Here is a 25021-nt window from a genome sequence, read left to right on the forward strand (position 1 = left end):
GGCCGACCGATGAGGGTCGCCGGCTCATCCACGCGTGAGTCCCGTAGCGTGGTGTCACTCCCCGGGTGCTCTTGTCGTCGTGAACGGTGAGGGACGACGAAGGAGCTGCCCGGAGGGGACTACTGTGCTCCCGCGGGAAGTCGAATCTCGGTGGCGACGCGGCTGAAGGTTGCGATGCCATCCTCTACCAGTCCGGAGTCGACCCCGAGTACGCGTGGTACCAAGACCGAGACCACGACGGCCGGGTGTGCGAGTTCTGACGACGTCGCCGGCTCAGCCCGGTCGGCCGGGCTGCCGGGTCAGCCCTCCGGGGTGAGCCAGACCGTCGTCTCCCCAGGAAGCTCCCCACGCAGATCGCGCACGCCGGGCGCGCTGGCCAGCACGACCCGGCCTGCCGGGAGCGGGGCCGGCGCGGTGCCGAAGTTGGTGATCGACTCCCAACCGTTCGGACGCCGGAAGTGCAGGACGTCGTCGCGGCCGGTCTCGATCCACTCCAGCGACTCCTCCGACTCGAGCTCACGGCGCAGCCGCAGAGCCGCCCGGTAGAGGCTGAGGGTCGAGTCGGGATCGGCCTCCTCCGCCTCGACGGAGACATCCGCGAACCAGGCCGGCTGCGGCAGATGCGCACCCGCGTCGCCGAACCCGAACGACGAGCCGCCGCGGGTCCAGGGCAGAGGCACGCGGCATCCGTCGCGCCCGACCTCGACGCCCTTGTTGCGGAAGAACGCGGGATCCTGCCGGGCGTCGTCGGGGATCTCGCTGACTTCGTGCAGGCCGAGCTCCTCGCCCTGATAGAGGTACGCCGAGCCGGGCAGCGCCAGCTCCAGCAGGGTCGCGGCGCGCGCACGGCGGATGCCCCGCGCCCGGTCGAGCTGGTCTTCCGGCCCGCCGGCGAGCAGCCACTCGCGGCCGCCGACCTGCATGATCGCGGTGTCGACGGCCTCGGCGGCCTCGGCGGCCTCGCCCGGTGCGGAACCGGCGATCAGGCCGTACCGGGTGGGGTGCCGCACGACGTCGTGGTTGGAGAGCACCCACGTCGTCGACGAGCCGGATGCCGCGGCGAGGGCCAGGTTCTCGGTGATGATCCTCCGGAACTGCACGGCGTCGAAGCCCGCCTGCAGCAGGTCGAAGTTGAACGCCTGCCCCAGCCCCTCGGGCGACGCGTAGCGCGCCCGGCGCTCGGCGGTGTCGGTCCACGCCTCGGCGACGGCGATGCGCGGCGGGGTGTACTGGTCGAAGACGCGACGCCAGTCGGCGTAGATGTCGTGCACTTCGTCACGGTCGAACAGTCGGTTCCTGCCCGGCACGTTGGTGGCCGACATCTGCGCGGCGGAGGGCAGCGGCTCGGTCAGGTCCTTCACGAGACCGTGCGCCGCGTCGACGCGGAAGCCGTCGACCCCCCGGTCCGACCAGAACCGCAGCGTGGTGCGGAAGTCGGCGCGCACCTCGTCGTTGTCCCAGTTGAAGTCGGGCTGCTCCTTCGCGAACAGGTGCAGGTACCACTGGCCGTCGGGGACGCGGGTCCAGGCGGGGCCGCCGAAGATGCTCTGCCAGTCGGTGGGGGGCAGCTCCCCGTCCGCCCCCGCGCCGTCGCGGAAGATGTAGCGCTCGCGCGCGGGCGAGCCCGCCGGGGCGGCCAGCGCCTCCTGGAACCACACGTGCCGGTCCGAGGAGTGGTTGGGCACGATGTCGACCATGATCCGGATGCCGGCCTCGTGCAGGGCGGTCACCATCTCGTCGAACTCGGCGAGGGTGCCGATCCGCGGGTCCACGTCGCGGTAGTCGTCGACGTCGTAGCCGCCGTCGGCGAGCGCCGACGGGTAGAAGGGGCTCAGCCACACGGCATCCACCCCCAGCTGCCGCAGGTACGGCACCCGCGTGATGATGCCGCGCAGGTCGCCGATGCCGTCACCGTTCGCGTCGGCGAACGAGCGCGGGTAGATCTGGTAGAAGGTCGCCTGCCGCCACCAGTTCGCGTCGGGAACGAGGGTCACGGTCTCGGTCACGGGAGAGAGGGAGGAGGTCATGGATGCCTTGTCGGAAAGAGGGTTCGGAGCGACGTCGCCGGTCAGGCCTGCGCGACGGCTTCGACGAGCGCGCCGCGGAGCGTCGTCGGGAGGGTGAGCGTGTCGAGGAACTGACTGAACCCCAGACCGCTCGCGCCCTGTGAACCGTAATACACGGCGTGCTTCAGACCGAACTCGATCTGGGCGCGGTCGAGGATCTCGAACACCGCCTGCTGCGCATCGTACGCCTGCTCGGCCACCTCGGTGAGCTCGATCTCGACACCGGCCGCGAGGTGCGCCCGCCCGAGCGGCACGCGCAGCGCGGGCGCCAGAGTGCCGTCGACACGGATCACGTCGCCGCGGTCGGCCCGGGGGCTCCCGTCGACGCTCAGCCCGCCGATCGACGCGACGCCGGCGAGATCCAGCACGAGGGTGCGCGCGGCGGATGCCGCGGGCCCGGTCGCCTCGACGCGCACGAGGATCGAGCCGTCCGGACGCAGGGTCTGCGAGGCCCGGATCGTCGTCCGGTCCGCGAGCGCGGGCGCGGCGGAGCCGTCGTCCTCGTAGAGGACGGACGTGCCCGTTCCGGGAACGAGGCGCAGGACGAGCGTCTCGGGGTTGACCTCGACGTGCTCCCGCGGGTCGGCGAGCATCGGCACCGCGGCGCCGCGCCGCACGAGCACGGGGATGTGGTCGATGCTCCGGTGCAGCACGAGGCGGCGTCCGCCCTCGTAGCGCGCTCCGGTGAACAGGTCGACCCAGCCGCCCGGCGGCAGCCAGACGGTGATCGCCGCGAGCTGCGTGACCGGGTCGGCGGGGGCGGTGATCGGCGCGACGATCATGTCGTCGCCGAAGAGGTACTGGTCGGGCACGCCGTAGGCCGCGTCGTCGTCGGGGTGGTCGTGGTACATCGGCCGCACCACCCCGATACCGTCCGCGTGCGCCCGCCAAGCGGCGGTGTACAGGTAGGGCACCAGCAGGTGGCGCAGCCGCAGGAAGCGGGTCATCACCGAGCGATACGGCTCGGGGAAGCGCGCGGGCTCCTTGGAGTGGAACGGGTCGGCCCCCGAGTGCAGGCGGTTGATCGGCGAGAAGACACCGAACTGCATCCAGCGGGTGGTGAGCTCGTTGCTCTTGATCCCGCCGATGTGCCCCCCGATGTCATGGCTCCACCACGTGTACCCGATGTTCGCGGCGGTCGCCGTGAACCGCGGCTGGAACGCGAGCGATTCCCACGTCGTGATCGCGTCGCCGGAGAACCCGATCGGGTAGCGGTGACTGCCGAGCCCCGAGTAGCGCGAGAAGGTGAGCGGGCGCCGTCCCGCGCGGGCGGAATCGTGGAAGTGGATGTCGTTGAGCATCCACAGCGGGTCGAGCCCGGCGATGCGCGACACGCTGCCCGACTGCCAGTCCAGCCACCAGAAGTCCACGCCCTGCTCCTCGAGGGGGTGGTGCAGGTGCCGCAGGTAGGCGTCGACGAAGGCGGGCGAGGTGATGTCGAACGGGATCGCGACCTGCGATGCCGGGTCGATGCCGAGTTCCGCCGCCATCGCGGGGTACGCGTCCTCGTGCGCCCGCACGCCGTCGGCGGGGTGCACGTTCAAGGTCACGAGCATGCCCCGCTCGTGCAGGTCGGCGAGGAAGCGCTCGGGGTCCGGGAACAGCTCGCGATTCCAGGTGTAGCCCGTCCATCCTGTGCCCAGGCGGGGATCGATGTCGACGAGGTGCCAGTCCATGTCGATGACGGCCACCGAGAAGGGGATGCCGTCGGCTGCGAAGTCGTCCATCAGGGCGAGGTAGCCGTCGGCGGAGTACCGCCAGTAACGGCTCCACCAGTTCCCGAGGATGCCGCGCGGGATGAGCGGCGTCGGGCCGGTGAGTACGTGGAAGTCGGTCAGTGCCGCACGGTAGTCGTTGCCGTGCCCGAAGAAGTAGAGGTCGGTCCCGCCTGCGGGTCGGGGGCGGACCCAGTCGCTGTCACCGACCTCGACCGATGACGAGTCGTCGACGACGGCGAACCCGTAGCGGGCGAGGATGCCCGGATCCAGCGCCGTCTCGCCGTCGACACCGTCGAGGGTGCGCGTCGTGCCGCCCAGGTTGCCGTCCGCGCTGCCGGTGTACGGTAGCGCGTCCCCGTAGTGCCACGTGCTGAAGAAGGCCGACTGCGCACGCTGACGCAGACTCACCGACAGTCCGGCGGGACGGAACGCGCCCCGGTCGTATGCCAGATACAGGTGCTCGGTGCGGATCTCTAGGAGATCATCGGACTCGGTGACCTCGAAATCCGGCGTCTCGAAGTCACGGCTCACGACCATGGGGGTCTGACGATCGACGAACGTGTCCGTCGGCGACCACTCCAGTCGCAGGAGCCGGCTCGTCAGGACGGTGATGCGATATCCGTCGCCGGTGACGACGGACGCAGGGCGGGCGGGGGCGGGGGGCACAGCGAAACGGAACATGTGAAGGAGCGCTCCTCAGAGGTGACGGGCGGCGATCAGGGGGCGAGCCAGACGGTGGTCTCCCCCGGCAGCGTGTCCGTCACCGGTCCGGTCGCCAGGACGATCCGGCCGGAGGGAAGGGCCACGGCATCGGCACCGAAGTTCGTCACGATCTCCCACCCGTTCGGCCGGCGGTAGTGCAGGACGTCGCGCGCGGCGGTCTCGATCCACTCCAGGTGCTCCGCGCTCTGCAGTCGGTGACGCAGGGCGAGGGCGTGCCGGTAGAGGTTGAGCGTGGAGTCCGGGTCGGCGTCCTCGGCCTCGACCGAGTACTGCGCGAACCACGCGGGCTGTGGCAGGTGCGACTCGCCCGGCCCGAAACCGAACGACGCTCCCTCGCTCCGCCACGGCAGCGGCACGCGGCAGCCGTCGCGCCCGAGGCCGTCGAAGCTCCAGGCACCGGTGTCGGCACAACGGAGGTATGCGGGGTCCTGTCGCCGGCTGCCCGGAATCACCCCGACCTCGTGCAGTCCGAGCTCCTCGCCCTGGTAGAGGTAGGCGCTGCCGGGAAGACCCAGGAGGAACATCGTGGCGGCGCGGGCACGGCGCACACCGCCCGCGAGGTCGATCTCGCCGGCCGGCGCACCGGCGAGCATCCAGGCCGTGCCCGCCTTCTGGCCGGTGCCGCGTGCGGGCGGCAGGCCATAGCGCGTCGCGTGCCGGGTGGCGTCGTGGTTGGAGAACACCCAGGTCGAGGACGAGCCCGTCAGATCGGCCTGCGCGAGGTTCTCGGTGACGATGGCACGGAACTGCGCCGCGTCGAAGTCGGCGCCCATCAGATCGAAGTTGAACGCCTGCCCCAGGCCGAGCGCCGATGCATAGCGCGCCCGGCGTTCCGGGGTCGACACGTGCGCCTCGGCGACCGCGGTGCGCGGCGGGTCGTACGTGTCGAAGAGCGCCCGCCACTCGGCATAGACATCGTGCACCTCGTCGCGGTCCATCAGCGGATGCGAACCGGACGCGGCATCCATCGCGTCGAGTTCCATCCGGCTGGGCAGCGTCTCGGGCAGGTCCTTGACGAGCAGGTGCGCGACGTCGACACGGAACCCGTCGACGCCCCGGTCGGCCCAGAACCGCAGGGTCGTGAGGAAGTCGTCGCGGACCTCGCGATTGTCCCAGTTGAAGTCGGGCTGCTCGGTCGCGAAGGTGTGCAGATACCATTGCCCGTCGGCGACGCGGGTCCAGGCCGACCCCCCGAACATCGACTCCCAGTCCGACGGCGGCAGTTCGCCGCGTTCCCCGCCACCCTCACGGAAGATGTAACGCGCCCGCTCGGCACTCCCGCGGCCGGCGGCCAGCGCCGCCTGGAACCAGGCGTGCTGGTCGGAGGAGTGATTGGGCACGATGTCGACGACGACGCGGATGTTCGCGGCGTGGAGGGCATCGACCAGCTCGTCGAAGTCGTCGAGCGTGCCGATCCGCGAGTCGACGTCGCGGTAGTCCGCCACGTCGTAGCCGCCGTCGGCGAGCGCCGAGGGGTAGAACGGGCTGAGCCACACGGCGTCGATGCCGAGCTCGGCGAGATACGGCACCCGCGAGGCGATGCCGCGCAGGTCGCCGATGCCGTCGCCGTTCAGGTCGGCGAAGCTGCGGGGGTAGATCTGGTAGACGGCGGCCTGGCGCCACCAGGTCTCGTCCTCACGGGTCGGCAGTTCGATCTTCTGCGTGACGGTGGTGTCCGACGTCATTGGGGTCCTCCGGGCGGGTCTCTTTAGATTTAGACGTTAAATAAATAATCTGGTGCATGATGAGGGCCATGTCAACTGCGGGAGCCGAGTCCGGCGCGATCGGCGGGATCGTCGCGCGTTCTCCGCAGCAGATGCGCGACCAGAACGCCGCGATCATCCTCGACCGGATCTGGGATGCGCCCGACGGTGCTGCGCTCACCGCCTCGGAGATCATCGACAGCACCGGGTTGACGCGCGCGACTGTGCTCGCGATCTGCAGCGACCTGCGCGAGCTGGGCTGGGTCGTCGAAGACCGCGCCCCCAGCGCGGTGCCGGGTCGCGGTCGACAGGCCCGCAGGTTCGCCTTCAACGCGCATCGTCGCCTGGTGGTCGCCGCCGACATCGGCCTCAGCTCGGTGACGTGCGTCGTCGCGGATCTCCACGGCACCGTCCTCGGGCGGGTGCGGCACCTCAACGACGACATGCCGGCACCCCTCGACCGCACCGCACAGCTCATGGGCTGCATCCAGGAGGTGCTCGCGCTGGCCGAGGTGGATGCCTCGCGCGTCGGCGCCGCATGCATCGGAGTCGCCGCATCCGTCGACCGCAACGGCGCGCCCCTCCCCGGCGACCCGTTCTGGGAGAACTTCCGCATCGACCTGACGCGCCTGGCGGCGGTGGCACCCTGGTCTACGACCATCGAGAACGACGCCAACCTGGCCGCGACCGCCGAGTTCGCCGCCGATCCGTCCGGAGGCTCGGACCCGCTCATCGCCCTCCTGTCCTCAGACCGCTTCGGCGCGGGGCTCATCGTGCGCGGCGAGCTGATGCGCGGTGCGCACGGCGCGGCGGGCGAGATGGCCTACCTCGACTACGTGCGGGCGGTCGACAACCCGTACGGGCTGTCCCTGGCCGCACGCCTCCTCGTCGATGCGGCACACGTGAGCGGCCGGAACACGGTCCTCGGCGACCGTCGTCCCGGCGAGGAAGAGACGGTTCTGCGCGAAGTGCTCGACGCGGTCGAGCAGGGCGATGAGGTCGCGCGCGAGATCGTCGCCGTGCTCGTCGAACGCCTCGCGCTCACGATCTCGACGTTCGCGCAGTTCGTCGACCCCGCCCGCGTGGTCGTGGCGGGCGGAGTCGCGGACACCGTGGCGCCGCTGCTGCCTGCGGTGCGCGCGCGCCTGACGCAGCTGCTCCCCTTCTCCCCCGTCGTGGAATCCTCGGCGCTCGGGCGCGACGTCGTGCTCGTCGGCGCGGTGCGCACCGCCATCGCGCAGTTGCGCGCCCGCGCCCTGTCGGCCTGATCCCCGCACCCCTCGCTCGACCGCGCCGAAAGACCCGGGCGGCGCGTGTTGACATCGCGTCCGCGCATGGCTTACTGTCCTTCCAACGCCTAGATTTAGGCGCTAAATCTGACCGTTGGGATCACGCTGCGCGGCGGCAAGGTTGCTCGCCGTGCACCAGGCGCGATCGCGATCGCACGGGATTCGCGGGCGGGCGGTCAAGACTCGAAGGAGAGCACAGCAATGCACCGCAGTTCCCATTCGAAGGCGACGGCAGCACTCGCGGTCGGCGTGGTCGGACTCCTCGCGCTGACCGGTTGCACCGGAGACAGCGGAACGGATGCGTCCGGCAAGCCGATCGTCACCGTCCAGGTCATCAAGGATGCCCGCGCCAAGCCGATGGACGAGATGCCGTGGACCAAGGATCTCGCCGAGGCGTGCGGGTGCACGATCAAGTGGGAAGAGACGGCGCAGTCGTCGTGGACGCAGCAGAAGCAGGCGTCTCTCGCGGCCAGCGAGGTCGCCGACGTGACGATCGGCGGCTACGGCGCCGGCGACTGGGGCGATTACGGCAGCCTCTTCCTCGACCTCGGCGCCGAGCTCGACTCGCTGCCGAACCTCGCCTCGACGTTCGAGAAGTCGCCCTACGCGAAGGTGGCGTCCACCTGGGACGACAAGATCTACGGTGCTCCCGGCGTCAACGCGGGCATCATGGCGAACTCCAGCGCACACCTGTTCATCAACAAGCAGTGGCTCGACACGCTCGGTCTTCCCGTCCCCACCACATGGGACGAGTTCAAGACGACGCTCGAGGCCTTCAAGACCGGCGACCCGAACGGCAACGGCCAGGCCGACGAGATCCCCCTCGACTTCCTCGCCCCGTCCACCGACGGCTGGGGCTGGTTCAACCCGAACGTCCTGCTCGGGAGCTTCGGCATCTCGGTGACCGGGGGCGGCAACGGCATGTACGCCGATGACGGCACCGTGAAGAACTACCTCACCGATCCGCAGTACAAGGAGTTCATCCAGTACATGAACGAGCTGTGGGACGCGGGCGTCATCTCCAAGGATGCCTTCACGCACGACTTCTCCAAGTACTCCTCCACCGCCAAGGGCGAGGGAGACACGGCGACCGTGGGCGCGACGTTCTGGTGGACCCCGTCCGACATGTTCGGTTCGCAGCTGGCCAGCCAGTACATGACGCTCCCGTCCCTCACGGCGGACAGCGACCCCGGCGCGAAGAAGACGTGGTTCTTCAACGGCGACGTGCTGAACTACAACCCGAACAAGATCTCGGTGGCCGCGAGCGCGAAGAACAAGGACGCAGCACTCAAGCTCGTCGATGCGTTCTACACTCCCGACATCGGGATCCAGGCGCGCTACGGCTCGTTCGACGTCGCCGTGCAGAAGAACGGCGACAAGGACTACACGGTGCTGCCGCCGGCCGACGCGACCAAGAACGCCTCGGACTGGCAGTTCCAGAACTCGCTGTCCGACGGAGCCCCGGGGTGGTTCGTGCAGCCGGGCGTGAAGCTGACGCTCCCGTCGGAGCAGTTCGAGGTGCGCAACGTCGAGACCGCGTACGCCCCTGACTTCGCCAACATCGACCTGAACAAGGACGTCATCTACGGCGGGGTCTCCTTCACGGCCGACGAGAACCGGCAGTACTCCCTGAACAACACCGGCATCTCGCAGACCGCGATGAGCAAGTTCGCACAGTGGGTCACCAAGGGCGGCATCGACGGGGAGTGGGATTCGTACGTCGCCGACCTGCAGAAGAACAACCTCGACCAGCAGATCGAGCTGCAGCAGGCGGCCTACGACCGATACGTCGCGGTGATGCAGCAGAACGACGTGGACCTCAACACGGAGCTCAACGACCCGAGTCTGCAGTTCGTGGAGAACGCGGACGGAACGGCGACGATCTCCCGGTAGCCGTCATCGGTGGTGTGGGGGGGCGCGTGGCCGTGCCCCGCACCACCGATGAGGCCCGGCGCCTCGTCCCCCACAGGAGCTTCAAGGAGCACCATCATGTCGAACACTCTCGCCACCGGTGTCGCCCCCGGCCCGCGCGGCGCCGTCGAGAAGGCCGTCGTCGTCTCGGCCGTCGCCGAGACAGCCCGACCGAAGGGATCGCGCGCCAGCCGCCTGCGCGGGCACTTCGCTCGGTACTGGCAGCTCTGGATCATGGTGCTGCCGGCCATCGCCTTCATCGTGGTGTTCTCGTACATCCCGATGTACGGCATCCAGCTCGCCTTCCGCGAGTTCGATGTCACGAAGGGGCTGACCGGCGGAGCCTGGGTCGGCTTCAAGTACTTCGAGCAGTTCTTCAACAACCCGCAGTTCGGGCAGATCATGATGAACACCGTCACGATCAGCCTCTGGACCCTGGTGATGGGGTTCATCGCCCCGATCATCCTGGCCCTCCTGATCAACCAGATCAGCAGCCGCCGCGTGAAGGGATTCACCCAGACCATCACCTACATGCCGCACTTCATCTCGACCGTCGTCATGGTCGCGATCCTGCAGATCTTCCTCGCCCCCGGCAGCGGCATCATGGGACGGTTCTTCGGTGACGTCAGCCTGCTCGGCGATCCGGGCGCGTTCGCGCACATCTACTGGATCTCGGAGATCTGGCAGCACACCGGGTGGAACTGCATCATCTACCTCGCCGCGCTGTCGTCGGTCGACCTGGCGCTGTACGAGGCGGCGAAGATCGATGGCGCGGGTCGCCTGCAGCTGATCCGGCACGTCGACATCCCGGCGCTGCTGCCCACCGCCGGCATCCTGCTGATCCTCAACATGGGCAGCGTGCTCGGCGTCGGGTTCGAGAAGGTCTATCTGATGCAGAACACGCTGAACATCACGGCGTCCGAAGTGATCTCCACGTATACGTACCGTGTCGGCATCCTCGGAAATCAGTTCTCGTACTCGACCGCGATCGGGCTGTTCAACGCCGTCGTGAACTTCGCGTTCCTGATCCTGGCGAACTACATCGCCAAGCGCGCCAGCAACACGAGCATCTTCTAGGAACGATCGATCATGGCCAATGCACCTCTCTCCCCCACCGGGACCCTCGCACCGAAGGTCGAGGGCGACGCCGTCGGCACACCGCCGCGCGGCAAGCACCGGATGCTCAAGAAGACCCCCGGCGACCGGGCCGTCGACATCGTGATCGGCGTCCTGATCGCGCTGATCCTGGCATCCGTCATCTATCCGCTGTGGTTCATCGTGATCGCCTCGTTCTCCGACCCCCGCGCCGTAGCGACGGGGCAGGTCACCCTGCTGCCGCAGGGCATCGGCTTCGGCGGATACGAACTGATCATGGGCGACGGCCGCATCTGGACCGGCTATCGCAACACGATCATCTACGCGGTGGTCGGCACGGCGCTGAACCTGCTGGTCACGCTGCCGGCGGCGTTCGCGATGTCGCGCCGGGAGTTCAAGCCGCGCCGGATCATCATGTTCCTGTTCGCGTTCACGATGTTCTTCGGCGGCGGCCTGATCCCGAGCTACCTGCTGATCAAGCAGCTGGGCCTGCTGAACTCGATGTGGGTGTTCATCCTGCCGAGCGCGTTCTCGGTGTTCAACATGATCATCGCGCGCTCGTTCTTCGAGAGTTCGATCCCCGAGGAGCTGCACGATGCGGCGCAGATCGACGGTCTCAGCTACTTCGGCTACTTCCTGAAGATCGTGCTGCCGCTCTCGAGCGCGATCATCGCGGTCATCGGTCTGTACTACTTCGTGGGGCACTGGAACGACTTCTTCACCGGCCTCATCTACGTACGCGACCAGCAGCTGCAGCCGCTGCAGAACGTGCTGCAGCAGATCCTGATGGCGAACCAGTCGCAACAGGCCGCCGGCGGGTCGATCGGGCAGAGTTCGGGCGATGCGCAGCAGTTCGCCGACCAGATCAAGTTCGGCGTCATCATCGTGGCGAGCGTGCCCCTGCTGGTGTTGTACCCGCTGTTGCAGCGCTACTTCAACAAGGGCGTCATGATCGGCGCCGTGAAAGGCTGAGGCGACGATCATGAAGGGACTCGCCACCGGCTACGAACGGCTCGCCCGTGCCATCCTGACGGTGTTCGTCGCGAACGTGGCGTTCGTCGCGCACACGCTGCTCGGGCTTGTCGTCGCGGGGTTCTTCCCCTCGATCGCCGCGTCAGCGGCGACGTTCCGCACCTGGGCGCTGGATGAGACTCGGTCGTGGACCGTCCGCGAGACCTGGACCGTGTTCCACCGCGCGTGGCGAGCCGAGCTCGGTTCCGCGAACGCGTTCGGGTGGCCCCAGCTCGCGGTGTGGCTGCTGCTCGTGTGGGACTACTACCTCGCGAACTCGAACGACATGGGCGTGATGGGCGTCGCCGTCTCGGGCATGCTGCTGCTCGTGAACGTGCTGTACGGCGTGTTCGTCATGATCTCGTGGGTCGTGCGCGCCAACTTCGATGAGCGGGCCTGGTGGGTCGTCCGCACGTCGCTGCGCATGGTGATCGCCCGGCCCCTGTGCACCGTGATGATGATGGCGGTGCTGGTGCTCACCGTGTGGGCCTGGTACACGTGGCCTGGAGTGCTGGTGACCTTCGGGTTCGCGCTCCCCGCCTTCGCGGTGGTGCTCGTCGTGTACTCGTTCGGGCGCCTGCCGGGGATGGATGCGCGCGAGCGCGCGCATCCGGCGCCGGTGCAGGTGGCGAGCTCGACCCGGAGCGGGCGGGTCGCCTGACGCCTTCCGGTCAGGGGCAGACGCGAGCGCGGCGCCCGTCGAAGCCGACGACATCCCCGGCCTGCAGCTGCCGTCCGCGCCGCCGGTCGACCTCTCCGTTGACGGTCACGAAGCCGTCGATGATGGCTTCCTTCACATCACCGCCCGAGTCGAGGATGCCGGCGAACTTCAAGAACTGGCCGAGGCGGATGCTCTCGCTGCCGATCAGGATATCTTCGACCGGCGATGGGTTCGTCATATCGAAGATGCTAGTCGCGTACGGCCACGGGCGCGGGGAGCCGGGCCACGCCCGGGGCGGCAGGCGGGATCTCCGGCCTGACGGGCGGGGACCTCACTCGTGGTCGTCGATCAGTCCCGCGGCGGGCACGCTCGCGCCGGGCGCCCGCGCCGACCTCATCGTCTCGCGACGATGATCGAACAGGCGTGCGCCGGCAAGGGTCCCGAGGGACTGCTGTTCGGCGACGGGATAAACCGGCTCTTCGCAATCAAGGGTGTAGTCGAGGTCTGAATCCGCCGGCCTCGAGCAGGCTGCGCGCGATGTAGTTGGTCAGGTTCCGGAAGCCGAGGGCGGAGCCGCGGAGGTGTTCGAGGCGCCCGTTGATCGCCTCGGTCGGGCCGTTGCTGGTGCCGGGTCGGTCGAAGAACGCGATGATGTCCGCGGCGCGCTGGCGCATGGTGCGGCCGAGCTTGCGAACCTCCACGAGCGCGGCCGGGACGCCGCCGGTGATGGCGTCGATCACGGCGCGCATCATGGTCTTGCCCTTCTGTTTGCCGGGTTCTCGGTAGCCGGCGACGATGCGCTGGTAGATGCCCCAGGTCGCTTCGACTTCGACATGCTCCTCGCTCGCGAACACCGCGTCCAGGCGTGTCCGCTGACGATCGGTGAGCAGGCTCGCTCCGGTGTGGAGGGTGCGCCTCGCCTTGTAGAGCGGGTCGCCCTTGAGGCCGCGGTGCCCGGTGGTGTCCTGCTGGACCCGGCGACGGCAGACATCCAGCGCGTCACCGGCCAGGCGGACCACGTGGAACAGATCCATGACGGGGACGGCGTGCGGGAGTTCTTCGGCGGCGGCGGTCTTGAAGCCGGCGAATCCGTCCATCGCGACCACCTCGATCGCCTTCGCCCACTCCTTCGGACGGGCCGCGAGCCACTGCTTGAACACAGCCTTCGAACGGCCCTCGACCATGTCCAGCAACCGCGCCGGCCCGGTCTTGTTCCTCGCGGGGGTGAGGTCGATGATCACGGTGACGTACTTGTCGCCGAGCCGGGTGTGTCGCCAGACGTGCTCGTCGACGCCGATCGTGGTCACCCCGTCGAACCTCGTGGGATCGTCGATGAGCCGCCGCTTGCCTTCGGCGAGGATCGCGGTGTTCGCGGTGTGCCACGACACCCCGAGGCCTGCTGCGGCTCGGGTGACGGTGAGGTGGTCGACCACGATCGCGGTGAGCGCCCACCCGATTCCGCCGCGGGAGATCTTCGCCCGCGGCGCCGCAGCCTTCGTCGTGTCCTGCCGCCACGTGCGTCGGCAGTGCCCGCACCGGTAGCGGCGCACCCGGACCAGCAGCGTCGTCGGCCGATGCCCGAACGGCTCATGCGCGAGCGGCCGGGTCACCGTGTCCCGTACCACACCCTCAGCGCCGCACTTCCGACACCACGGATCGTCGTCGACGACGCGGCACTCAAATACTGCCCGGTCGGGCTCGAGCAGCTGTCCGACGGCTTCGAGGCCGAGCTCGTCGAGGCGGCAGAACGTGGTGAGGTCAGGGGTCGCGAACGTAGGGTGGTGCAAGTCGAGGTCTTCCGGCGGACGGTGAGTGTGAGAACTTCCATCCTGGAAGACCTCGACGTCTATCCGCGAACCAGCCGGCGCCCCTCGACTACACCCTCAACTGCGAAGAGCCTCAAAACTCCCCCAGCACCTGCCCGAGCCGCATGACCATCTCCGTGACGGCCGCGTCGTCCACGGTGTAGCGCACCCGCTGCCCGCGCACGGCGACGTCACGCGGCGGGTCAGCCAGGAGCAGCCCCGCGTCGACGAGCTTCTCGAGGCCGTTTGCGACGGTCATCTTGTTCAGCTCAAGGGCTTCGGCGATCTCGCCGCGGGTGAGGCCAGGATTAGACCGCAGGTGACCGATGATGGTCGCCTGCATCGCGTTTCCCAGGGCGTTGATCGGGTCCTCCGCGTACTCACCGTTCGCGGGGCGGGCATATCGAGGCACCCGCCCATTCTCGCGGCCCCGCTCCGCCGAGTCCAGCAAAGCGAATCAAAAAACACTTCACATCTCGAGTGTAGTGTTATACGCTTCCCTCATGTCAAGGACGTGGATGCCGCCGAAGTCAGGCGACACGAATGCGTCAAATCCAGCCGAATGGGGGACAGACAACCCCTGCCGTCGTCACATAACGTGCATTCAAGACGCCGCATCGGCCGCTGAGCAGCGTCGCTCTACTGTCACGCCCCGCCCATCTGGCGTTGTGAAAAACTTCTCTCGATCTGGGGCTTTTGTGCGTAGTATTCCGCCACGGCGTCCTTCGCGGGAGTCAGCCGACCTACGCGCGGATGCCGTCCTGAAAGTTCAGGAGGGCGACTCATGATGGCCAGAACCAGCACAAGGCAGCGAAACATCGCGTGGGCAGTGCTCGGCGCCGTCGTCCTGATCGTGGGGCTTGTCGCGCTGATCGTGACGCGACTCGGCTCCGACGCGCCCGTCCCCACACCCTCCGGCAGCACGAGCACGACAGCGCCAACAACTCCTGGCACCTCGTCTCCCCCTCCGCCAACCGGAGCGGCTGTGGATCCCTCGGTCACCGACCGGGGATGGACGCCGGAGCCGATCACCACCGACGCGGACACCTACGTGCGTGCAGCTCTCGCCGCGGCATCCACCTTCGACACCACGAAGAGCGGCCGTGACGCATGGCTCGACTACCTCGACACCTGGTTCACACCCGACACCCGCTACGCGACTCAGGCCGAACGCGACGACGTCATGCGTGGCGCCAAGCTCGAGTTGCGGCAAGCGGTCGTGTTGCCCGAGAGCCGGTGGGATTCGCTCGCCGACGAGAGCGGCCGTGTCCTCGCTCGCGTCGACGGCGACGTCGAATTCGAGCCCGTGCCCAGCGACGAAACCGGCGACATGACGATCGGCACCGCCGACGTGACGCTCACCTACACGAGCACTGACGGCGCCGGTGGTGAGCTCAGCTACGACGAGACAGTCCGCGTCAGCGTCCAGGTGCTGTGCGGACCGGAGTCGATCCCCACGCCCAACAGTGCCCAGCAGGCCGGGGACTGCAAGGTGGCCCGCTGGTTCTCGGGGACATTGGAGCCCTGACATGGGTGCCCCGGTCGCGGTCGCAGCAGCCCTCGCAAACACGAGGACCGGCCGCAAGATCGCGATTGGGGCGGTCGTCATCCTCGTCGTGGTGACGTTCGCGGTGCTCACACCACTTTTGGCGATCCCGATGATGATCGCGGGCCAGTCGGCATCCGCTGCCGTGGAGCAGCACGGCACCGCAGCGTTACCCGCGGCGTCCGGCGAGTGGGGGTATCCGCTTGCCGGACCGTACTCGGTCGGCCGAGGCTACGGGTACAACCCGGTGGAGGGGTGCTCGTACTGCAACTCCGATCACCGGGGCTTCGACATGGACCAGCCGTGCGGGGCCACCATCTTCGCTGCCGGCCTCGGGACGGTGGTGCAATCCGGCCCGCTCGCCGGCGGGTGGGGCAATGCGATCACGATCGACCACGGCGGCGGCCTCCAGACGCGATACGCGCATCTGCAGTGGGGCTCCCAACTCGTCCAGGCCGGCGACGCCGTGCACGCCGGCACACCCATCGGCGCTGAAGGCTCAACCGGAGACTCGACCGGCTGTCACCTGCACTACGAAGTGATCCAGGACGGGGTCCGCGTGGACCCCGAACCGTACATGGCCGCGCTCGGCCTGCCTCTGAGATAGGAGCATCATCATGGCAACAGCACCCCTCGACGTGGACGTCCCCGACATTCAGCCCGACTTCTCGGCACCGTTCTTCGCCGGCTTCCAGGTCATCGCGTCGTACATCCTGGCCGGCGCCATGCTGGTCGTGTTGATCATGCTGATCATCGCGGGCGCATCCCTGGCATTCCGTGGCCTGGCATCCGATCGGATGCGCACCTGGGCGGGTGAAAACATCCTGTGGATCTTCATCGCCGCGGCGGTCCTGGGCGCCGCATCCGGGCTCTTCCAATGGTTCGTCAACTTCGACTTCGGATTCTGATGAACGCCGTGCGCACGAGCCTGATCGGATGCCTCATCGGTATCGGACTCGCGCTCGGCGCGCTCGCCCCTGCCAGCGCGGCAGACACCTCCCGACCAATCGCAGACAACGCGAGCGTCGTGAGCAACGAGCCCTGGTCAGCTCCCGCATACCCGGTGGACTGCTTGCAGTCCGGCGCGCAGATCAGCTGCACCCCGATGGATGCCACCGACGTGCGGCCACAGCAGTGCTTCGTCAACGTGTACGCCGGCGGTACGAGAGCAACGGTGTGCACGACGTTCGAAGATCACATCCCCGCAATCAAGACGAGCGGAGGGATGCCTCTGCTCGTCGAGTACGGGTGCTCGCTGGGCGACGTGGTGTGCGTCACGTTCGAGAATGCGGGCCGCGGGCTGGCGATCACCGCGACGTCGACAATGTTCGCGATCGCGCAGGCGATGAGGTTCGATACCTCCACGACGCTGTGGTCGGCGGCAGCCGGGGAGTGGTCCTTCTGGCAGTGGGCGATCCTCGGCATCCTGTTCTGTGCGATGGTGTGGGCGGTCGCGGCAGCGATCGTCTCCGGCGATAGGGCGGAACTCGTTGGCACCCTGGTGCGCAGCTTCGTCGCTTTCCCCGCCTCGGCGATCGCGCTGTGGCTCACGGGGCACCTGCTCAACGCCATCGACGACCTCACCTGGTACGTCCTGAACCGCAGCGGCCCCGACGGGCTGTTCAGCACCCTGCAATCGGTGATGTGGGCGGGCGGTCGAGCCAACTACTTCTTCGCGTTCGTGCTCCACGCGATCCTCATGATCGGCATGCTGCTCATGCTTCTCGTGTTCGCCTTCCGCAACATCGTCCTCGCCGCGCTCATCGCCGTCGGCCCAATCGCATGGATGCTGTTCCCCGTGCGTGGCCTCGGACCGCAATGGGTCGTCCGCTATGTCTCAGCGCTGGTCGTACTCCTTCTCACCGGGCCACTCACGATCGGGTTCCTCACCCTCGTCATCAACGGGCTGGCCGACGTGTCGACCATCTGGGACCCCCAAGCCTGGCCCCTGATCGTCGGCCTGCTGCTCGTCGCGTTCGCGCCTTTCGCTGTGTTCGGCCTTTTCAGTTTCGTCGGTGCCGTTACCGCAGACTCTGTCGGTTCGCGCCTCGGTGCCGGCGCAGGGCGCGGCGTCTCCCGCGCTGCGGGTGCTGTGTCGCGTGTCCCGAGCCGCATCTCCGCGCTGCCGGCGGGCGGCGCGACAAAGGCAGGTGCAGTCGCGAGCGGCGCCTCACGGGCCAGCGTCAGCGGCGGGTCGAGTGCGAAGGGGCCAGTCGGCCGCAGTTCGGCGGGCGGGCAGAAGCCGAGTGCGCCCACGCCCTCCACATCATCCCGGGCAGCAACGGCAACCGCGTCGCGCCCGGCGACCGCCGCTGGCAGCACGGGGAGCGCCCCTAAGGCAACGCCCCCCACTTCATCTCAGCGGGCGAACGCCCGCCCGACCACGTCACCACCTTCTTCGCGCACTGAGAGGACTTCGCCATGACAACTCATGACATCGCGCACCCCGTCCGCCTGCCGCATCGCTCGCGTCAGGGCGTGGTGATGGGGATGGACGGATGGCAGCTCACCTGCGTGGCGATCGCCGCCGTGATCATCCTCATCAGCGTCAACCGGTTCGGCCCTCCCGGCCTGCTCTACGGTGCACCGCTCTACCTGCCCCTGGGGGCGTTCGCGTTCATCCGCATCCACAACGACTCCGGTCCCCGCCAACTCGGGCTGTGGGTGATGAAACAGGTGCGCCATGCCGTCGGCGCGACCAAGCACACCTTCCGTCCCGAGCGGTCGCACGTTGCCGGCACGCTCAACCTCCCCGGCATCCGCGCGTCGGTGCAGTTGTGGGAGCTCGACGGCACCGCGTGCGTGTACAACCCGCACGACCGTTCCGCGTCGGTGACGGCCGAGGTCGGTGTCGAAGGGTTCTTGATGAAGGACGTCCCCGAGCGGTTCGATCTCGCGCAGCAGTGGTCGCCGGTGCTCGCCTCGTTCACGCAGCGGCCCGGCATCAAGCGGGCCGTTCTGCAGGAGCGGACGATCCCGACGACCATTCGCGCCGCCCGTGACCACTACCAAGAGGTCGTCACGCGGCGAGACCTGGATGCCGCATCCCCCGTGGCCAGCAACTACGAGGCTGTCATGAACGGGTCCGAGCGGTTCGCCGTCTCCCACCGCAACTACCTCACGTTCACCCTCGACCTCATCGCGCTCGCGCCGCAGCTGAAGTCGCTCGGCGGCGGGGAGCAGGCGATCAAGGCGCTAGCCTCCCTGGAAGCGAAGAACCTCGACGACGCCCTCCGCGCCGCGCGCATCACTGTGCGCCGCTGGCTGTCGCCCCGCGACGTCGCGGCCCTTGCCCGCATCACCTTCGACCCCGAGTTCGCCGCCAACGTGCAGAACCGGCCGGACCGCGACGCGGGCGTGGACATCTCCGCGATCGGGCCGATGTATCTCGAGGAACCGCGCGGCAACAACGGCGTCGTGTACAGCGACTCCGGCGTGCACTCCACGATGTGGATCCATGAATGGCCGCGCTCGGATGCCGCGGTCGGGTTCGTCGAGCCGATCGTGTTCGCGAGAACTCCTGGGACCGGGGAGCCGATCACCCACATCTTCTCGATCGTGTTGACGCCGGTGTCGGTGAAGAAGGCGATGAAGCGGATCGAAGACGACAAGAAGGTGTGGCGCGGCAACGAAGTCCTCCGCGCGAAGCGTGGCCGGGATGGGTCGGCGGCGGATGCCGCGGACTGGGAAGCACTGGAACGGCAAGAGGAAGAGATCGTCGCCGGCCACGGCGAGTTCCGGTACGGCGCCTACCTCACGATCAGCGCCCCCGATGAGGCCGCGCTCGACGAAGCATCCGCCGGGATGCGCAACGCACTGGCCCGTGCGGGCATGGAACCGCAGATCCTCTACTGCCAGCAGGCTGAAGCTCTCATGGTGAACGCGCTGCCCATCGGGCTGGGGATGAAGTGATGGCCCGGCACGCAGCAGTCTTCGAGGCCGCCGGACTGTCGCGGAAGGAACGGCGCGCGCTGGAGCGCGACGTCTCGCGGGCCACACGCGCAGGCGATCCCAGCCCCACGTCGCGCCGCGAGCGCGCACTGCCGGAACCGGCGGTCGCCGGCCCGTTCGGTCCGGGGCTCGCCGAGCACGGCTACTGGAACCTCGCACGCCCGACCGTCGCCCCGCACAGCGCCACATCGCGGCAGATCGCCGGGATCTACCCGTTCGTCGCCGACGCCGGCCTGGGCCACCGGGGCCCCATCGTCGGCGTCGACCTCAACGCCGACGCTTTGTGGCATTTCTCGCCGTGGGAGACGTACGCCGACAGCACCGACCGAGGAACCTTCTCCACCAACCTCCTCGTTCTGGGCGCGTACCGGGCCGGAAAGAGCGGAACGGTCAAGACCCTCGTCACCCGGTCCCTCGCGTTCGGGCACCAAGCCGTCGTCCCCTCCGATCCCAAGGGTGAATGGGTGGCGGTCGCCGAGGCGATCCCGGGCGGTGTAGTCATCCGCATCGGTGGCGGCAGCGCGGCGCGGCTGAACCCGCTCGACCGTGGCCCCCGCCGCTCGGGCACGGACGATGAGCAGCACGAGATGATGGTCCGCCAGCGACGCATCACCACCCTCGTGTCACTGGTCGAGATGACGCTCGGCGGCACGCGCCTGACCGCGGTCGAGCACGCCGCGCTGCATGCCGCGCTCGAACGCAGCATCCGCACCACGAACGACCAGCCCACACTGCGCACCGTCTGCCACGAACTCGCCGCGATCGTCGACGACACCACCGACCGGCGCCTGTCTGAGGGTGCGGTGCAGCCGCACTTCGTCCTGCGGCGGTTCGTCGAAGGCGACCTGTCCGGCCTGTTCGAAGACGCCTCCACCGTCGCGTTCGACAGCGATGCCCCGATCGTCGTCGTCGACACGTCGGAGCTGTTCGCCCGCAGCGAGCTGGTCGCACAGCTCACGCAGGTGTGCACCACGTCGTGGATCCAGGCCGTCATCTCCGACCGCACCGCCCGGCGCACCCGGTACCTGATCCGTGAGGAGGGGTGGCGGGACATGACGAACCTCTCGTCGCTGCAGATGTTCCAGCAGTGGCTGAAGCTGTCGCGCCACTACGGCATCAGCAACATCGTCATCCTCCACAAAATGGGCGACCTAGATGCTGTGGGCGATGCCGGGTCGAAGGAACGCAACCTCGCGTACTCGATCATCGGCGACATCGAGAACAAGTTCATCTTCCGGGTGAACCACCAAGAAGCCGCCAGCCTGCGTGAGCGGCTCAACATGCCGGCGACGCACGCCGACGATGCCCGCAACCTCCGCATGGGCGTGTTCCTGGCCTACGTCGGTCAGCACGCGTACGTCGTGGACTGCTTCGCCACCTCCACCGACTGGGAGTACGGCCTCTTCAAGACCGACGACGCCGTCGTCGACCAGGACGATCCGGAACCGCCCGGCATCCTCATGATTCCCGACCTGGACGAGCTGTGGCCCGCCCCGGCCCCTATCGACGAGGACACCTCCGAAGACGATCCGGATGCCAGCCTGGACGGCTGGCTGACTCCCGCAGCGAAGGGAACACCGTCATGAGCATCGACACGCAGCCGCGCGCGTACGCCCTTGTCACAGGGCCTAGCGCGACGTTCACCGCACCGGACGGCAGCACCGAACCGATCGCCGCATCCCCCGACGAAGACATCCGCCAGGTCATCATCCATCGGGCCGCCGCCGAAGCTCGACGACACCGGACGGCAGTCGAACTGGTCACGACGGGCGACCGCGGCGAGCACCACCTGCTCGTCACCCCCGACGGATCCGTCGTCGCACCCCCCGCGACCCGGCGACGCGCGGGTGCACCCACACACGTAGGAGAGGAGGTGAGTGAATGGGTTCCGGAACCCCCGACTGCTCCGCCGGACGACACTCCGGAGCCCTCCCCTCACCGCGCCTCGTTCATCACAACACCGGTCTCCGTAGGCCACGCCCGGACAGGTTGGCGCGGGTTCCTGGCCCACATCGGGCTCATCGTGCCGCCCTCGCGTGCACAGCAGCAGCGCGCCCGGGATGAGCACGCCGTGTCGCAGCAGTGGGCCGGATGCCGCACCATCGCCGTCGTCAACGGCAAAGGCGGCGTCGGCAAGACGATGACCACCGCCATGATCGCCGCCGTTTTCGCACGGTTCGGTGGGGGCACGGTGCTGGCGTGGGACAACAATGACACGCGCGGCACCCTCGGGTGGCGTACCGAGGCCGGCCTCTACGACACGACCGTCCGCGACCTGCTCCCGGCCGCGCACGGTCTGCTTCAGGCGAGCTCGTCGGTCTCTGACATCGCTCAGTACGTGCACCACCAGAGCGTGGACCGGTACGACGTGCTGCGCTCCAACCCGGAGCTGCTCGCCACCGATCAGCGCATCTCGCGTGACGACTTCGACCTGCTCGTGCAGGCCGTCTCGCGCTACTACCGCATCATCGTGTTCGACTCCGGCAACGACGAATCCGCTGACCGGTGGCTGCGGATGATCGACGGCGCCACCCAGCTGGTGATCCCGACGATCACCACCCCGGAGTCTGCCGAGTCCGCGTCGCTTCTGCTGGATGCGCTGCGGCAGCGCGACGAACGCTCCCGCAGCCTGGCCGAGAACGCGGTGGTCGTCGTCACGCAGCCTGAACCCGCCGGCGGCGTGGTGGCCCGCAGCTATGTCGACGCGTTCGCCGATGGGGTGCGGGCGGTTCAGTCCGTGCCGTTCGACGCGGCGCTGAGGTCGGGGCCGTTGCGGCTCGACGACCTGCGCGGGCCGACGCGCGACGCGTGGATACGTGTTGCTGCGGCGGTTGCCCGAGGGTTGGACGAATCATGAGCGAGAGCATGCTCGGCAAGGCCATCGCCGTCCTCATCGCGATCACCGCGGTGCTGGGGTTGGTGTTCGCGTTCCTCGCGGAGTTCGTGACGCAGATCGCGTGCGGAGCCAGGCCGAAGGCGGTGAGCCCGTTCTCCGGTCTCTGGCTCGCGATCTCGGGTGACACCGCGGCATATTCGCCGCCCGAGGGCTGTGCGCTTCCGGTGGCGGCGATCCGCATCGTCGACATCACCGCCGTGGTGCTCGTCGCGGCGCTGACCATCGTCGGCTTCGCCTTGTACCGTCGCTACCGGCAGTCGGATGCCGCGTTCGTTGCGGACTTGCGCTCGCGGGCCGGGTTCGCCGAAGCATCCGAGATCCGCGCCCATCTCTCTGCCCGCGCCGTGTTGCGTCGCGCGAAGCAGCTGCGGCCCGGTCTCAGCCACCCGCAACCCAGCGACGTCGGGTGGCGGGTCGGGCGCTCGCGCGGGCGCGACGTGTTCGTCTCGATCGAAGACTCCGTCGCCTTGGAAGGCCCACCGCGGTCGGGCAAGGGGTATCGGGTGCTGATCTCCGCGATCATCGACTGGTCGGGCCCGCTGATCACGACCTCGACCACCAACGACAACCTCACCGCCACCTTGCACATGCGCGAACAGCGCGGCACTGTGCACGTGTTCGACCCGCAAGGGCTCTCCGGGGTGCGACACCCGTTGCGTGTCTCCCCGATTGCCGGGTGCGAGGACCCGCTGGTCGCAATGCAGCGCGGCAACGCGATCATCACCGGCACCGCGCTGGGCACCTCGACCACCAACGCGGAGTGGGCGCAAGCGTCGGGGGTCGTCTTGAGCCGGCTCCTGCACGCTGCGGCGGTCGGCGGCCGCACCATCAAGGACGTCTACAACTGGGGCACAAGCCCCGCGGTCGCGCGCACCGCCGTCGACGTGCTGCGCGCCGACGGCGCACCCGAATGGGGCGACAACCTCGAAGCCACCCTCTCCGGCGACGACAAGATCGTCTCCTCCATCTGGTTCGGCGTGCAGAACGCCGTCGCACCCCTGGCCGTGCCCAAGATTCGCGAAGCGCTCATGCCCGCGCCGGGAGACCCGGTGTTCGACCCGGAAGAGTTCTTGGATGCCGCCAACACGCTTTACCTGATCGGGTCCGCCTCCGGAGCATCAGCGATGGGCGGCTTCCTCGGTGCCCTGCTCGATGACGTCGTCGAAGTCGCCCGCGCCAAAGCACTCGCCTCGCCCGGGGCTCGCCTCGCACTCCCCCTGGGGCTGATTCTCGACGAGATCGCCAACATGTTCCGCTGGGGCAACCTTCCGCGCATCATGGCGGACGGAGGAGGGCGCGGAATCTGCAGCTTCGTTGTCCTGCAAGCACTCTCGCAAGCAGAGACAGCATGGTCACGGGCGGAAGCAGACACGATCTGGGCCGCGGCGACCGCGAAAGTGCTTCTGGGCGGCGCGTCACACGTCGACCACTTGCGCGACGTTGAAGCGCTGCTGGGGACGCGCGAAACCAAGCGAACGCAGCGCTCGTGGTCGACCCGCGACACCGGCTACACGACGAGCGAGCAGCACGAGCGGCTCCCTCTGATGTCGGTCGACGAGATTCGGCGGATGCCGCAGACCATCGGCCTGCTCGCCTACCGCAACCGTCGCGGAGTGCTTCTCGACCTTGCCGGGTGGGACGAACGGCGCGACGCGCGCACAATCCAATCGGGCAAACGGCAGACCGAGTCCGACCAGCAGGCCGTCTTCCAGGCCGTGCGCCGCCGCCCCGAAATCGCCGAGGCTGTGACCGAAGAATGAGCAACCGTCGCAAACCCACCGCGCGCAATCGCTATCGCGCCGAGTTTCTCCGCTCACCGGCCTGGTTCGCACGCCGCAATCGGTGGTTTGCGAAACATGAGCGACTTGGCATCCCCCTCGTCTGCGCCGCATGCGACCGACCGGCCCTGCGCTCGCAGCTTGAGCTGCACCACGTTGACTATGCCGGCGTCTCGGTTGCCGGTGACGGGTCGTGGCGCGCATTCGAACCGCACGCCGATCTCGTGCCCCTGCACCCGTACTGTCACGAGCTCGTCCACAGACTGATCGACCGCGACGTTGTGCTCTCCCGCAACCGCACGCGGCGCGCAGCAACCGAGTTCGCGCTACAGCGCGTGCGCGCCAAGCTCACGCATCAGGTGGCGCCATGAACGAGGACAACGAACGGGACCTCGATGCCTTCGCGATCGCCGAACTGCTCTCCGTGCACAAAGGCACGTCTGATGCGATCGGCGCGCACGCGGTCGATTGGCGGCGGATGCCCGACGCCGACGCCCGCAAAGAGTGGAACAACCTTCGCGAATGGGTCGAGTGGTTCACCGTCCGGTACAACGTGCCCGTCAGCGTCGTCCCGAACTGCTGGTGGCGACACGGCGCGCTCGTGGAAGAACTCTCCGCCCTGCACGTCGCGCACCTGGCCGCGTTCGATCCCAGCGACGCCGGGTTCGGCGCGATCGGCTGGCACGAACGACTCTCACTCGCGACGCCACGGCTGAGCCGAGCCGGGGCCGGCTGCGCGAGCGGCCACAACGAAACAAAACCCCGCTCATGGTCGGCCGCGACCGATGTGGCGGAATGGGACGCGTGGACCAGCCAGGCCCACGCTCACCGAGGTGTCCCTTCGGATGCCTCTTAAGAAAGGAGAAGG

22 protein-coding genes are annotated in these 25021 nt (G+C 68.3%); 16 read left to right on the forward strand and 6 right to left on the reverse strand.

All coding sequences use genetic code 11. The features are described 5' to 3' along the window. Positions 1-86: 86 nt before the first annotated feature. The gene (locus tag J0I43_RS16445) at positions 87-260 is read left to right on the forward strand and encodes an excalibur calcium-binding domain-containing protein (RefSeq protein WP_367267540.1); all 174 of its coding nucleotides are present in this window, start codon (positions 87-89) and stop codon (positions 258-260) included. A gap of 39 nt (positions 261-299) precedes the next feature. Here J0I43_RS16445 and J0I43_RS03590 read toward each other — a convergent pair whose 3' ends face one another. Genes J0I43_RS03590 through J0I43_RS03600 form a run of 3 tightly spaced genes read right to left on the reverse strand, consistent with a single transcriptional unit; the run spans position 300 to position 6192 of the window. Then, on the reverse strand, positions 300-2027 hold the full coding sequence (locus tag J0I43_RS03590) for a glycoside hydrolase family 13 protein (protein WP_292859182.1): 1728 nt from the start codon (positions 2025-2027) through the stop codon (positions 300-302). Between the two features lie 41 nt (positions 2028-2068). Beyond that, complete coding sequence (locus J0I43_RS03595; protein WP_292859185.1) at positions 2069-4465, reverse strand: TIM-barrel domain-containing protein; 2397 nt, start codon at positions 4463-4465, stop codon at positions 2069-2071. Positions 4466-4500: 35 nt separating this feature from the next. After that, entirely contained in the window at positions 4501-6192 is a 1692-nt protein-coding gene (locus J0I43_RS03600; RefSeq protein ID WP_292859188.1) for a glycoside hydrolase family 13 protein, read from the reverse strand. Positions 6193-6260: 68 nt separating this feature from the next. Here J0I43_RS03600 and J0I43_RS03605 point away from each other — a divergent pair, with 68 nt between their 5' ends. The 5 genes from J0I43_RS03605 (at position 6261) to J0I43_RS03625 (ending at position 12177) form a co-directional block, all read left to right on the forward strand. Beyond that, positions 6261-7478, forward strand: a complete 1218-nt coding sequence (locus tag J0I43_RS03605) for an ROK family protein (protein ID WP_292859191.1) — start codon at positions 6261-6263, stop codon at positions 7476-7478. A gap of 222 nt (positions 7479-7700) precedes the next feature. Continuing rightward, entirely contained in the window at positions 7701-9392 is a 1692-nt protein-coding gene (locus J0I43_RS03610; protein ID WP_292859194.1) for an extracellular solute-binding protein, read from the forward strand. Between the two features lie 96 nt (positions 9393-9488). After that, positions 9489-10487: a sugar ABC transporter permease gene (locus J0I43_RS03615; RefSeq protein ID WP_292859197.1), complete on the forward strand. Its 999-nt coding sequence runs from the start codon at positions 9489-9491 to the stop codon at positions 10485-10487. A 12-nt stretch (positions 10488-10499) separates the two neighbouring features. Continuing rightward, positions 10500-11477: a carbohydrate ABC transporter permease gene (locus J0I43_RS03620; RefSeq protein ID WP_292859200.1), complete on the forward strand. Its 978-nt coding sequence runs from the start codon at positions 10500-10502 to the stop codon at positions 11475-11477. A 10-nt stretch (positions 11478-11487) separates the two neighbouring features. Next, entirely contained in the window at positions 11488-12177 is a 690-nt protein-coding gene (locus tag J0I43_RS03625) for a YesL family protein (protein ID WP_292859203.1), read from the forward strand. A gap of 10 nt (positions 12178-12187) precedes the next feature. On the opposite strand, the gene J0I43_RS03630 is transcribed toward J0I43_RS03625, so the two are convergent. The 3 genes from J0I43_RS03630 to J0I43_RS03640 form a co-directional block, all read right to left on the reverse strand. Next, entirely contained in the window at positions 12188-12415 is a 228-nt protein-coding gene (locus J0I43_RS03630) for an RNA-binding S4 domain-containing protein (protein ID WP_292859206.1), read from the reverse strand. A gap of 247 nt (positions 12416-12662) precedes the next feature. Continuing rightward, positions 12663-13964 (reverse strand): ISL3 family transposase, encoded by a 1302-nt coding sequence (locus J0I43_RS03635; RefSeq protein WP_292859209.1) that lies wholly within the window; start codon positions 13962-13964, stop codon positions 12663-12665. A gap of 112 nt (positions 13965-14076) precedes the next feature. After that, positions 14077-14394 carry a MarR family transcriptional regulator gene (locus J0I43_RS03640; RefSeq protein ID WP_292859212.1) on the reverse strand — a complete coding sequence of 106 codons (318 nt, stop codon included), beginning with the start codon at positions 14392-14394 and terminating at the stop codon, positions 14077-14079. A gap of 573 nt (positions 14395-14967) precedes the next feature. Between J0I43_RS03640 and J0I43_RS03645 the strand changes: the two genes are divergently transcribed. From J0I43_RS03645 to J0I43_RS03690, 10 genes are read left to right on the forward strand one after another with little or no spacing between them, the layout of a single operon-like run. Continuing rightward, a complete protein-coding gene (locus J0I43_RS03645; protein ID WP_292859215.1) occupies positions 14968-15510 on the forward strand; it encodes a hypothetical protein in 543 nt (180 codons plus the stop codon). 1 nt (position 15511) lies between these two features. Beyond that, the gene (locus tag J0I43_RS03650; RefSeq protein WP_292859218.1) at positions 15512-16135 is read left to right on the forward strand and encodes a M23 family metallopeptidase; all 624 of its coding nucleotides are present in this window, start codon (positions 15512-15514) and stop codon (positions 16133-16135) included. A 10-nt stretch (positions 16136-16145) separates the two neighbouring features. After that, entirely contained in the window at positions 16146-16436 is a 291-nt protein-coding gene (locus J0I43_RS03655; RefSeq protein WP_292859221.1) for a hypothetical protein, read from the forward strand. After that, positions 16436-17953, forward strand: coding sequence for a hypothetical protein (locus J0I43_RS03660; protein WP_292859224.1), 1518 nt, complete (start codon positions 16436-16438; stop codon positions 17951-17953). The genes J0I43_RS03655 and J0I43_RS03660 overlap by 1 nt, the downstream gene beginning before the upstream one ends. After that, complete coding sequence (locus tag J0I43_RS03665) at positions 17950-19440, forward strand: SCO6880 family protein (RefSeq protein WP_292859227.1); 1491 nt, start codon at positions 17950-17952, stop codon at positions 19438-19440. Before J0I43_RS03660 ends, J0I43_RS03665 begins: the two co-directional genes overlap by 4 nt. After that, a complete protein-coding gene (locus J0I43_RS03670; RefSeq protein WP_292859229.1) occupies positions 19440-21065 on the forward strand; it encodes a hypothetical protein in 1626 nt (541 codons plus the stop codon). Before J0I43_RS03665 ends, J0I43_RS03670 begins: the two co-directional genes overlap by 1 nt. After that, positions 21062-22336, forward strand: a complete 1275-nt coding sequence (locus J0I43_RS03675) for an AAA family ATPase (protein WP_292859231.1) — start codon at positions 21062-21064, stop codon at positions 22334-22336. Before J0I43_RS03670 ends, J0I43_RS03675 begins: the two co-directional genes overlap by 4 nt. Further along, a complete protein-coding gene (locus J0I43_RS03680; RefSeq protein WP_292859233.1) occupies positions 22333-24135 on the forward strand; it encodes a TraM recognition domain-containing protein in 1803 nt (600 codons plus the stop codon). Before J0I43_RS03675 ends, J0I43_RS03680 begins: the two co-directional genes overlap by 4 nt. Further along, entirely contained in the window at positions 24132-24524 is a 393-nt protein-coding gene (locus J0I43_RS03685) for a hypothetical protein (protein ID WP_292859236.1), read from the forward strand. Before J0I43_RS03680 ends, J0I43_RS03685 begins: the two co-directional genes overlap by 4 nt. Continuing rightward, on the forward strand, positions 24521-25009 hold the full coding sequence (locus J0I43_RS03690) for a hypothetical protein (RefSeq protein ID WP_292859239.1): 489 nt from the start codon (positions 24521-24523) through the stop codon (positions 25007-25009). Before J0I43_RS03685 ends, J0I43_RS03690 begins: the two co-directional genes overlap by 4 nt. The last annotated feature ends 12 nt before the right edge of the window (positions 25010-25021 follow it).

Source organism: Microbacterium sp. (assembly GCF_017305435.1).
Taxonomy (GTDB): Bacteria; Actinomycetota; Actinomycetes; order Actinomycetales; family Microbacteriaceae; genus Microbacterium.

Excerpts from the sequence above, each read along its gene's own strand:
- J0I43_RS03605 (WP_292859191.1), top strand. The coding sequence starts at position 6,261 with ATGTCAACTGCGGGAGCCGAGTCCGGCGCGATCGGCGGGATCGTCGCG.
- J0I43_RS03610 (WP_292859194.1), top strand. The coding sequence starts at position 7,701 with ATGCACCGCAGTTCCCATTCGAAGGCGACGGCAGCACTCGCGGTCGGC.
- J0I43_RS03660 (WP_292859224.1), top strand. The coding sequence starts at position 16,436 with ATGAACGCCGTGCGCACGAGCCTGATCGGATGCCTCATCGGTATCGGA.
- J0I43_RS03600 (WP_292859188.1), bottom strand. The coding sequence starts at position 6,192 with ATGACGTCGGACACCACCGTCACGCAGAAGATCGAACTGCCGACCCGT.
- J0I43_RS03670 (WP_292859229.1), top strand. The coding sequence starts at position 19,440 with ATGGCCCGGCACGCAGCAGTCTTCGAGGCCGCCGGACTGTCGCGGAAG.
- J0I43_RS03675 (WP_292859231.1), top strand. The coding sequence starts at position 21,062 with ATGAGCATCGACACGCAGCCGCGCGCGTACGCCCTTGTCACAGGGCCT.
- J0I43_RS03690 (WP_292859239.1), top strand. The coding sequence starts at position 24,521 with ATGAACGAGGACAACGAACGGGACCTCGATGCCTTCGCGATCGCCGAA.
- J0I43_RS03655 (WP_292859221.1), top strand. The coding sequence starts at position 16,146 with ATGGCAACAGCACCCCTCGACGTGGACGTCCCCGACATTCAGCCCGAC.
- J0I43_RS03620 (WP_292859200.1), top strand. The coding sequence starts at position 10,500 with ATGGCCAATGCACCTCTCTCCCCCACCGGGACCCTCGCACCGAAGGTC.
- J0I43_RS03615 (WP_292859197.1), top strand. The coding sequence starts at position 9,489 with ATGTCGAACACTCTCGCCACCGGTGTCGCCCCCGGCCCGCGCGGCGCC.
- J0I43_RS03650 (WP_292859218.1), top strand. The coding sequence starts at position 15,512 with ATGGGTGCCCCGGTCGCGGTCGCAGCAGCCCTCGCAAACACGAGGACC.
- J0I43_RS03685 (WP_292859236.1), top strand. The coding sequence starts at position 24,132 with ATGAGCAACCGTCGCAAACCCACCGCGCGCAATCGCTATCGCGCCGAG.
- J0I43_RS03595 (WP_292859185.1), bottom strand. The coding sequence starts at position 4,465 with ATGTTCCGTTTCGCTGTGCCCCCCGCCCCCGCCCGCCCTGCGTCCGTC.
- J0I43_RS03625 (WP_292859203.1), top strand. The coding sequence starts at position 11,488 with ATGAAGGGACTCGCCACCGGCTACGAACGGCTCGCCCGTGCCATCCTG.
- J0I43_RS03665 (WP_292859227.1), top strand. The coding sequence starts at position 17,950 with ATGACAACTCATGACATCGCGCACCCCGTCCGCCTGCCGCATCGCTCG.
- J0I43_RS03680 (WP_292859233.1), top strand. The coding sequence starts at position 22,333 with ATGAGCGAGAGCATGCTCGGCAAGGCCATCGCCGTCCTCATCGCGATC.
- J0I43_RS03630 (WP_292859206.1), bottom strand. The coding sequence starts at position 12,415 with ATGACGAACCCATCGCCGGTCGAAGATATCCTGATCGGCAGCGAGAGC.
- J0I43_RS03590 (WP_292859182.1), bottom strand. The coding sequence starts at position 2,027 with ATGACCTCCTCCCTCTCTCCCGTGACCGAGACCGTGACCCTCGTTCCC.